This window comes from Campylobacter concisus (assembly GCF_902460875.1).
GTDB lineage: Bacteria > Campylobacterota > Campylobacteria > Campylobacterales > Campylobacteraceae > Campylobacter_A > Campylobacter_A concisus_AA.
Genome location: NZ_CABPVR010000019.1, coordinates 1 through 3282, shown reverse-complemented (window position 1 = coordinate 3282; position 3282 = coordinate 1). Strand labels below are relative to the sequence as shown.

At 39.5% G+C, this 3282-nt stretch carries 1 protein-coding gene; it reads left to right on the top strand.

Annotated features, from left to right (window positions below; genetic code table 11):
• A partial coding sequence (locus tag F3H01_RS09290) for a beta strand repeat-containing protein (protein WP_188116381.1) occupies positions 1-3282 on the top strand: 3282 nt, incomplete at both ends.

The window sequence follows — 3282 nt, the reverse complement described above, 5'->3', positions numbered from 1 at the left end:
CAATAACGAAACAGTAGCTGATATCTCAGCTTTACAACAAGCCATCTTAAAAGGAACAGATCTTAATGCTCTAGAAGAAACTGCTGCAGGTGGTCCACAAGCAGGTGGTAATGGTGGAGATGGCGTAAGCTTATCTTCTACTAGCTTTGCAGAAGGAGGCCACATTAGTAACATAAATGCTAATGTAGGAAGCATAGATGCTTTATCTCTAGCAGCAGGTGGAGATAATAGCTTTGGTGTAAGTGGAGGAAGTGCTGTTGGGGCTGGAGCTGGAACTGGGGCAACTACGCCCAAAGTTGGCATAAATATAAGCTCTGCTGGCTCTAACGAAGGCGGAGTTATGACTTATGACCTATCTTTACCTACTACCTTGACAGCTAGACCTACTACGTTAAATTTAAATTTTAGCGGCGGAGTAGCTGGAAAAGATTATGATGCAAACTCTATAGAGTATTCTACTGATGGCGGTAGTACTTGGACACGCGGTACTATCGTAAATCTTACCGACGCAAATCAAATCAATAGCGTTAAAGTAAGAGTAAAAACAATAGACAATTACGGACTTGATGGTGTCGATCTAGCTCATAATCCTACCGCAATGGGTGCTAATCAAAACCAAGGCGAACAAGATGGAAGTAAGTATTCTAATCTAAACGGAGTAGAATACGGCGTATATAAAAGAAATTTAACCCTAAACGTAACTACCGATAACGATGAGATCGCTAAATCTCAAGCTAACGGTAAAATTACCGATAATGACGATTATGTAAATATCAACCAAGGACTTAATGGGGATAACATTGCTACTGAAGATGGCGAAGACACACTAAATATGAATACTGGTGCATATGCAAATTCTAGAATTAATTTAGGAGCAGGCGATGATGCGCTAAATATCAAAGGCGGAACATTTAGCAAGGTAGGTATCGATTTAGGTAGCGGTAATAATACGGTAACTATCGAAGGTTCATTTGGCGATGCTGACAATAATTCGTTTAATAATACATATATAACGAATTGGCAGAGTGGAAACGATACCGTAACTATAAAATCAGGCGCTACCGTTAAAAATGCTGAGATAGGAGTTCATAACGGAGAGGATATTGTAACTCTAGAAAAAGATGCAACGCTTGAACACTCTAGAGTCATTATGGGAGATGGCAACGATAAGCTAAATATAAATGGTACCGTTACTAGAGAGTCTCATATAAATTTAGACAACGGCGAGGATACTTTAAATGTAAGCGAGGGTGCTAAAATATCTGATTCTGATATTCAGACGGACGATAGCGGTAACGGATATAAGGATACAGTAAATATTGCAAATAAAGTTACACTTGAAAACTGGGCTGATATACAAGCTGGCGGTGGTAACGATGAGATTACAGCTGGCGATAATCTAACCCTTAGCAATCACTCAGGTATACACGGCGACTGGGGAAATAACGGAAGCGCTGGAACTGGTAGCGACGATGGTGACGATATCATCAAAGTTGGCAAGAATTTAACTATGAGCGGAGGCTCTATAATAAGCGGCGGCGGCGGTAAGGATGAGATTACTATCGGTGAAAATGCTAATATCAGCGGTAACTCGACTATCGACGGCGGGGCCGGTAACGATAAAATTTCTATGACCAATGGAACTAAAATTACTGATAGTAAAATACTTATGGGTAACGGAGAAAACACTCTAAATATTACTAGAGACTCAAGCAAAGAGGGTAGTGATATAACTTTGGATTCTGCTATCATCCAAGGCGGTGCTGATAAAGACATCGTAAATATCTCCAATACTACGAAAGGATCGGTAGCTGACCCTAAAGTAAAATTAGAAAATGATACTTCTATAAATTTAGGTGATGGAGATAACGAAGTAACAGTGGACGGAAGCGTACTACTAGGAAAAATAGAAAATGGTACGCCTACTAAAAAGATCATAATGACCGGAAGCGGTAAAGATAATATCACTCTACAAAATGGAGCTGGTATCGAAGAAAGAGTGATAGAAACCGGAGAAGGCGCAGATCAAGTCAATGTATACGACGGAGCATATTTAAATTTCGCAAAAATAGAAACTGGTAAGGGCGACGACGTAGTAAGATTTGAGCATTTAACTAGAAACCCACTTCAAGGTTATAGCTACTCTGCGGCAACGGATACTAAGATAAATATGGGCGACGGTGACGATAGCTTATTGCTAACCGGCATGGGTAATAGTGGCAATTACACAGGTGAAAATAGAAGACCGGACTTCCAGCTAGTAAAGATAGATATGGGAGATAATGGTATCAAGCGCGTACAGATAAACGGTGGCAACGTTGAAGCTACTGATATAAAGACCGGTAGCGGAAATGATTTGGTGCAAATACAAGACGATTCTTTAATGGAAGGTAGAAATAGCATATATACTGGTGCGGGCGAAGACAAAGTAGAAATTAGAGGTTCTAAACTTAATGGTACTACCGCTACCGTAAAAACAGATATAAATACCGGTGCCGATACAGATCGCGTAGTGATTAACAATTCTACTTTAACGCATGCGGTAGTTGATACGGATAAAGGCGACGATTTCGTCGATATCGAAGAAGGAACAACACTTAACTATAGCACTATAAATACTTCAGAAGGTAAGGATACTATAACTATTAACCGCGACCCTAGCGATGCTCGCATAACCTTTCAGAGCTCTGCTTTAAATACTGGAGATGGTGTCGATACGGTAGAAGTTACAAATACTACGTTCTTAAAACTTGCCAATGGTAACTACTCTGCTATAGATACTGGTGATGGTGATGACAAAATCACTATAAATGGCGGCACTATATTCCAAGATGCGTCTTATATAGTTGCTGGAACTGGTGCAGATAAAATATATTTAAATAGTGGCTCTACATTTAATTTCTCTAGGGTATACGGTGACTATGCGGATGGTAATATTAATGGAGGAAATGATGAAATATATGTAAATGGAGCCGTATTTAATGCCAATGGACATGGCGGTATCTATGGTGGAGGCGGAAATGATAAAATTTTTGTTAACTCTGGAACATTTAATGATGCTAATATAGAAGGTGGAGCTGGTAACGATACAATTGTCATCGGAAAAGGCAATAACATGTCTAGTACAACAATCAATGGCGGAGCTGGCAAAGATACATTGGTAGTTAATGATGATAGTACTATTAATTTTAGTAAGGTTAGTGGTATTGAAAAGATTCAGCTAGGTGGTCATGCCGATGAAAATGGAAATATAATCAACGATAATGCTACACTTAGTCTAAC